The organism is Dongia sp., from assembly GCF_041918875.1.
In the GTDB taxonomy this organism is placed as follows: domain Bacteria; phylum Pseudomonadota; class Alphaproteobacteria; order Dongiales; family Dongiaceae; genus Dongia.
The window spans coordinates 21,251-27,910 of sequence record NZ_JAYRUV010000029.1 but is presented as its reverse complement, the minus strand read 5'-3'; the positions used below and the strand labels follow the sequence as shown (position 1 = coordinate 27,910).

The window sequence follows — 6,660 nt, the reverse complement described above, 5'->3', positions numbered from 1 at the left end:
AACTCTCCTAGGCTCAGTTCCATCACCTTCTCCCATAGCCGAAGCACCGCTATAGAGAGTCAGCTTCCGAGCCAATCCGCAAGTCCCACGAGATGTGTGAACATCGTAGCCCGCGAGGGGAGAGGGGGAGGAGACCGATGAGGAGGGGAAGGTGCCGCGCCCTTACTCCTGCAGGCCGGACTGGCGCAGCTGGCGGGCGCGGGTGAGGATGGCGTTTTCGAGGTCGGTTGCCGTGTTGAGGGCGACCGGCGCGTCGATCCAGGTGCCGCCCTGGTTCTGCTGGCGGAAGACCGAGGCGCGGATGCCGTCGGCGCGCAAGGCGCGGCCAAGGATATAGACATTGACCTTGAAACGCTCGTCCGGGGTCGCCGGGGGCGTGTACCAGTCGGTGATGATGACGCCGCCGAACGGGTCTGCCGAGACCAGCGGCATGAAGGAAATGGTGTCGAGGCTGGCGCGCCACAGCAGCGAGTTGACGCCGACGCCGGCCCCGCCACCTGAACCATCTTCCTTGGCTTGGCTGCCGAACAGGCCGCCCTCGCCGAAAATGGTGTTGTTTTCCTCATATTGCGGCCCGGCATCGCCCTTCTGCCGGGTCGTCGGATATTTTTCCTCGCCGCCCAGATTGGGGTTGCAGGCGGCCAGGGTCAGGGCAATCGCGCCGGCCGCGAGGCCCAGCCACAATTTGCCGAAACTGGCAGTCACAGATTTCCGGCCGCTCTCGCCGCTGGCGCGGGATTGGCCTTGATGACGAACTGGGAGTTTCATATTGACGGCCTGACGCTTCTACCCCAAAAGCCACCCACCGGGCGAAAGCACCGGCCAGGCGAAGGTACTGGCGGGTCGGCCCGGAAGCGGCCCAAGACTGGTATGCGATAAGGTGCCTATCCGTCAACAAAATCGGTGGGCAAATCGGGGGGCAGATCGGCGGGCAATTCGCGGCGTCCGCGAAAGGGTTAATGCCGCCGGGCGCGGAATTGAGGCCGGGCAGGGGTTGGAAAGGGTGCGATGGGTAAGATTCTGTGGCTCGCCAGCTATCCCAAATCGGGAAACACCTGGCTTCGAGCCTTCATTCACAATCTGATGAGCAATGCCAAGGCCCCGGTCGACATCAATGAGATGAATACCTTGACCACCGGGGATTCCCTGGTCGGGTGGTATCGGCACCTCGACCCGCGCCCGCCCTTGGCCTGGAGCCGCGAGGATGTCGCCAGAATGCGCCGGGGCGCCCAGCTCGCCTTGGTGGCATCGAAGCCCGAGACGGTCATCGTCAAGACCCACAACGCCCTGCTGGCGCCCCATGGCCTGCCGATCATCCAGATGGATCTGACGGCCGGCGCCATCTATGTGGTGCGCAACCCGCTGGACCTGGTCCTGTCGCTGGCCGACCATTACGGGGTCGATATCGACAAGGCGACCCAGGTCATGAACGATCCAAACAACGGGGGCCTCGCCGACGGGAATATCGTCTTCGAGATCCACAGCACCTGGTCGAACCATGTCCGCTCCTGGACCCATAAGCGTCATCCGGGGCTGCTAGTGGTCCGCTACGAGGACATGCTGGAAAAGCCACTCCACACATTCGGCGCCATCACCCGCTTCATGGGCCTCAAGCCAAGCCGCGAAAGGCTGGAACGGGCGATCGAGCTTTCCTCCTTCAAGAATCTCAGGGCGCAGGAGGAAAAGAAGGGCTTCCGGGAGAAATCCGAGAAGGGCACCAGCTTCTTCCGCGTCGGCCGGGCGGGCCAATGGCGCGAGAAGCTATCAGCGGAACAAGTTGACCGGCTGGTCGAAAATCACCGGGAACAGATGGCCCGCTTCGGCTATCTCGACGCCGCCGGAAAGCCCTGAGAGAGCCGTGCGCGGGCTGTGGCAGGACAGGCGCGCAAAGGGGATCCGGCTGGCCCCCTCCTTTGTAAATGCTCGACCTTTTGGCCGGTCCCGCCTTGTGGCAATTGCGCCACAGGGGCCAAAAAATGCCACAGTGTTCGGCTCAAATGGTTTGACACCCCCCCTCCATTCCGAGAAGGTACTGCGTGTTCCGGGCTGAGCGGGCTTTTTGAGTCGATTTAGTCAAGTACTTGGCAAAACCGACCCAGCAAGCCGGTCCGCGAACGAGGGGCATCCGGGTCTTCCTTCAAAACCGCAAAGGTCAGGGAAAGCCCGGTGGCAATCGCAAACTTAGGGAATCTCGAGATGAAAAAAGTTCTCCTGGGGACCTCGGCTCTGCTCGGTGTTGGCCTCCTGGCCGGTACCGCTGCTGCGTCCGATGGTGTCAAATTGAGCCTCGGCGGCTTCATGCGTTCGTATTTTGGTGCGACCTTCGATGACGACGACGCTGGTGAAAGCGGTGACAACCTGAACACCACCGGTGTCGGCACCGACGCCGAAGTCTACTTCCTCGGCAGCGTGACGCTGGATAATGGCATCACGGTCGGTACCCGTATCGAACTCGAAGCCGAATCGCGCGACAACAACAACGGCGAAGGCAACGACAACGACCAGATCGACGCTGCCTATGCCTATTTCTCGGGCGGCTTCGGTGAAATCCGCATCGGTTCGCTCGCGGGCGCTGCCGGCAACATGTACATGCTGCCGCCGGGCTCGTCGGCCAACTTCGGCCCGTATTCGCCGAACACCATCGGTTCGGCTGCCAGCCCGGGCCTCTTCGATCCGGAAGGCGCGCTGACCAATAAAGACAAGTCGCAGAAGCTCGTCTACTACTCGCCGACCTGGTCGGGCTTCAGCTTCGGTGTGTCGTATACGCCGGAAGACAATTTCGAAACCCAGCAGGACGGCGCGGAAGCCACCTTCCATCCGACCCGCAACACGGGCGATGCCGCCAACAACGTTGCTCTCGGCCTGCACTATGCCTATGAAGGCGATGGCTGGGGCTTGGATGCTGGCGCCGCCGGCTATTGGGAAGGCGACATCCAGCAAAAGAACGCCGACGCTGAAGACGAGCAGTCTGGCTACAACGCCGGCGTGAACCTCAGCTTCGGTGGCCTGACCGTTGGTGCGGCCTTCACCTACCTCGACGATCAGAACGGCGATAACGAGGACCTCTGGGTCGTCGGTACCGGCCTGTCGTACAATGTCGATGCCTGGACCGTCGGTGCTGGTTGGGCTCATCTCGAGCAGGAAGAAGAAGGCTTCGGTGACAACAACACGACCGATCGTCTTGGCGTGACCGGTTCCTACGCGATGGGCCCGGGCATCGACCTCGATGCCGGCATCTTCTACACCTGGAGTGACGAAGCCGATGACTCGGCTGCGAACGATGACTACGACGCGATCGAATTCGCGATCGGTTCGTCGATCACCTTCTAATATCGCTCCGGCGCAAGCTGGGTAGATATCGGAACGAACTTGAAGGGGAGCGAGCAATCGCTCCCCTTCTTGCTTTCAGTTCATTCTGGGTTCTTGCTTGCCGCCGGGGGCGCTATAGGATGGCGGCCACGCCAACCTGTTTCTCCAGACCATCGCCGCCGCGCAACCATGGCTGACCAAGCTTTCGATCACATCGCCGGCAACCTTGCCGACATCCGCCGGCGCATCGCGGCCGCCGCCAGGGATGCCGCGCGCGCCGCGGATGGCATCACGCTGGTCGCCGTTTCCAAGACGCACCCGGCCGAGGCCGCCGCCGCCGCCATCGCCGCCGGACAGACCATCTTCGGCGAGAACCGCGTGCAGGAGGCGCAGGCGAAATTTCCCGCCTTGAAGGCGCGGCATGCCGGTCTGGAACTGCATCTCATCGGGCCATTGCAGACGAATAAGGTGCGCGAGGCGGTGGCGCTTTTCGACGTCATCGAAAGCGTCGATCGCGAAAAGCTGGCGCGTGCCCTGGCCGACGAGATGAAGAAGCAGGACAGGCACCCGCTGCTCTTCATTCAAGTCAATATCGGCGAGGAGCCGCAGAAAGCCGGCATCGCGCCCGCCGAAATCGACGCTTTCGTGACGCTGTGCCGCGACGCGCTGAAACTGCCGGTCGCCGGCCTGATGTGCATTCCCCCCGCCGACAAGCACCCCGCCCCCTATTTCGCGCTCCTGCGCGAAATGGCCAGGCGCAACGGCCTCGCCCAGCTCAGCATGGGCATGAGCGGCGATTTCGAAACCGCCATCCAGTTCGACGCCACCCATATACGCATAGGCACCGCGATCTTCGGGGCGCGGTGATGGCGCGCTGCTTGCGGTTCTAGGGGAGACGGATGCCGCAAGAGATGGGTGGCTGGGTCTACATCGTCACGAATAGAAAGTTCGGCACACTCTATACCGGCGTGACCAGCGATCTCTCTCGCCGCGCGTGGGAGCACCGCGAGGGTGTCGTAGACGGGTTCTCGGCGCGCTATGCCTTGAAGCGTCTTGTCTACGCGGAACCGCATGACGATATCCGTCTTGCGATCCAGCGCGAGAAAAATATCAAGCACTGGCCGCGCGACTGGAAGATCAGACTGATAGAAGAAACGAATCCGGCCTGGGAAGATCTCTACGACCGGCTGATGCTGTGATCGCCTAAACGCCGTCATCCCCGGGCGAAGACCCGGGGATCCAGTGGTGCGGTGGAGAGACTGGATGCCCGGGTCAAGCCCGGGCATGACGAATCTCTGGAAGCCTATGCCGAGCATCTTGGCGACCGGTCCCGAGCTGCTCCCGTCGCTCATGTCACCATCTCAACTGCCGTCATCCCCGGGCGAAGATCTGGGGATCCAGTGGTGCGGTGGAGAGACTGGATGCCCGGATCAAGTCCGGGCATGACGGGCGAATTGGATCCCCCGCGACGTTCCTTACCCCTGTGCCGCCTGTGCTGCTTCCGCCGCGCGTTCGGCTTTCTTGCGTTCGTTGGGGTCGAGCACGGCCTTGCGGATGCGGATGGCTTTGGGTGTCACTTCGACCAGCTCGTCATCCTGGATGTAGGCCAGCGCCTGTTCCAGGCTGTGCTTCATCGGCGGCGTCAGGCGGATGGCTTCGTCCTTGGACGTGGTGCGGATGTTGGTGAGCTGCTTCGACTTCAGCGGATTGACCTCGAGATCGTTGGCGCGGCTATGCTCGCCGATGATCATGCCTTCATAGATCGGCACGCCGGCATCGATCATCAGCTTGCCGCGCTCCTCGAGGTTCCACAAGGCATAGGCCACCGAGACGCCATTGGCATTCGAGATGAGCACGCCGTTGCGGCGGCCCTCGATCGGGCCCTTATAGGGCGCATAGCCGTGGAACAGGCGGCTCATGATGCCGGTGCCGCGCGTATCCGTCAGGAACTCGCCGTGATAGCCGATGAGACCGCGGGCCGGCACCAGCATGACGAGGCGCGTCTTGGCGCCGCCGGAGGGGCGCATCTCGACCAGTTCGCCGCGACGCTGGCCCAATTTGTCGATGACGACGCCGGTGAATTCCTCGTCGACGTCGATGACGATTTCCTCGATCGGCTCCAGGCGCTGGCCGGTCTTGGGATCGGTCTGATAGATGACGCGCGGGCGGCTGATGGAAAGCTCGAACCCCTCGCGGCGCATGACTTCGATGAGCACGCCGAGCTGCAATTCGCCGCGCCCGGCGACCTGGAACGCGTCCTTGTCCTCGGTCTCGGTGACGCGGATGGCGACATTGCCTTCCGACTCACGCATCAGCCGGTCGCGGATCATGCGGCTCGTTACCTTGTCGCCATCGCGGCCGGCAAGCGGGCTGTCATTGACCGAGAAAGACATCGCAAGGGTCGGCGGATCGATCGGCTGCGCCTTCAGCGGCACCTCGACCTCAGGGCTCGCGATCGTGTCGGCGACCGTGCTCTCGGTCAAGCCGGCGATGGCGATGATGTCGCCGGCCTGGGCCGAGTCAACCGGCGTGCGCTCGATGCCGCGGAAGGCCAGCAGCTTGGTGAGACGGCCGACTTCGACCTGCGTCCCGTCGGGGCGCATGGCGCGAAGCTGCATGTTGACGTTGGCGGTGCCGGTCTGGATGCGGCCGGTGAGAACGCGGCCGAGATAGTTGTCATATTCCAACGTCGTCACCAGCATCGAGAAGGGCTTGTTCTCCTCGACCTTGGGCGCCGGCACATGGGCGACGATGAGGTCGTAAAGCGGTGCCAGATCCTTGCGCTCGCCGTTTTCGAGATCGGTCGTCGCCCAGCCTTGCTTCGAGGAGGCAAAGAGCGTCGGGAAATCGAGCTGCTCCGGGCTGGCGTCGAGGGCGGCGAAGAGGTCGAACACCTGGTCGTGGACCGCATGCGGGTCGGCGTCCGGGCGGTCGCATTTGTTGATGATGACGATGGGGCGGAGCCCTAAGCGCAGCGCCTTGGTGGTCACGAACTTGGTCTGCGGCAGGGCGCCTTCGGCGGCATCGACCAGGAGAACGACGCCGTCCACCATGCTCAAGATTCGCTCGACCTCACCGCCGAAATCGGCGTGGCCTGGCGTGTCGACGATGTTGATGCGGGTGTCCTGCCACTGGATCGAGGTGCATTTGGCCAGGATGGTGATGCCGCGCTCCTTTTCCAGATCGTTGGAATCCATCACGCGTTCCGCCACCTGCTGGTTGGTGCGGAAGGCGCCGGACTGGCGGAGAAGCTGATCGACCAGGGTGGTCTTGCCGTGGTCCACATGGGCGATGATGGCGATGTTGCGCAGTTTCATGACGTCACTTGATCCAAAAATTGCTGTAACGCCC

At 62.8% G+C, this 6,660-nt stretch carries 6 protein-coding genes; 4 read left to right on the top strand and 2 right to left on the bottom strand.

Features of this window, described 5'->3' with window-relative positions:
• Window positions 1-162 precede the first annotated feature (162 nt).
• The gene (locus tag ACE3TY_RS20955) at window positions 163-705 is read right to left on the bottom strand and encodes a DUF3576 domain-containing protein (protein WP_374656676.1); all 543 of its coding nucleotides are present in this window, start codon (window positions 703-705) and stop codon (window positions 163-165) included.
• 303 nt (window positions 706-1,008) lie between these two features.
• Between ACE3TY_RS20955 and ACE3TY_RS20950 the strand changes: the two genes are divergently transcribed.
• The 4 genes from ACE3TY_RS20950 (at window position 1,009) to ACE3TY_RS20935 (ending at window position 4,508) form a co-directional block, all read left to right on the top strand.
• Entirely contained in the window at window positions 1,009-1,851 is an 843-nt protein-coding gene (locus ACE3TY_RS20950; RefSeq protein ID WP_374656674.1) for a sulfotransferase domain-containing protein, read from the top strand.
• A gap of 345 nt (window positions 1,852-2,196) precedes the next feature.
• Complete coding sequence (locus ACE3TY_RS20945; protein WP_374656672.1) at window positions 2,197-3,330, top strand: porin; 1,134 nt, start codon at window positions 2,197-2,199, stop codon at window positions 3,328-3,330.
• Window positions 3,331-3,498: 168 nt separating this feature from the next.
• Window positions 3,499-4,176: a YggS family pyridoxal phosphate-dependent enzyme gene (locus ACE3TY_RS20940; protein ID WP_374656670.1), complete on the top strand. Its 678-nt coding sequence runs from the start codon at window positions 3,499-3,501 to the stop codon at window positions 4,174-4,176.
• 32 nt (window positions 4,177-4,208) lie between these two features.
• Entirely contained in the window at window positions 4,209-4,508 is a 300-nt protein-coding gene (locus ACE3TY_RS20935; RefSeq protein WP_374656668.1) for a GIY-YIG nuclease family protein, read from the top strand.
• A gap of 276 nt (window positions 4,509-4,784) precedes the next feature.
• Here ACE3TY_RS20935 and typA read toward each other — a convergent pair whose 3' ends face one another.
• Window positions 4,785-6,626, bottom strand: coding sequence for a translational GTPase TypA (gene typA / locus ACE3TY_RS20930; RefSeq protein WP_374656666.1), 1,842 nt, complete (start codon window positions 6,624-6,626; stop codon window positions 4,785-4,787).
• Window positions 6,627-6,660 lie beyond the last annotated feature (34 nt).

What these genes read in the sequence shown, in the direction of transcription:
- ACE3TY_RS20950 (WP_374656674.1), top strand. Translation starts at nt 1,009, where the DNA reads ATGGGTAAGATTCTGTGGCTCGCCAGCTATCCCAAATCGGGAAACACC.
- ACE3TY_RS20945 (WP_374656672.1), top strand. Translation starts at nt 2,197, where the DNA reads ATGAAAAAAGTTCTCCTGGGGACCTCGGCTCTGCTCGGTGTTGGCCTC.
- ACE3TY_RS20940 (WP_374656670.1), top strand. Translation starts at nt 3,499, where the DNA reads ATGGCTGACCAAGCTTTCGATCACATCGCCGGCAACCTTGCCGACATC.
- ACE3TY_RS20935 (WP_374656668.1), top strand. Translation starts at nt 4,209, where the DNA reads ATGCCGCAAGAGATGGGTGGCTGGGTCTACATCGTCACGAATAGAAAG.
- typA (WP_374656666.1), bottom strand. Translation starts at nt 6,626, where the DNA reads ATGAAACTGCGCAACATCGCCATCATCGCCCATGTGGACCACGGCAAG.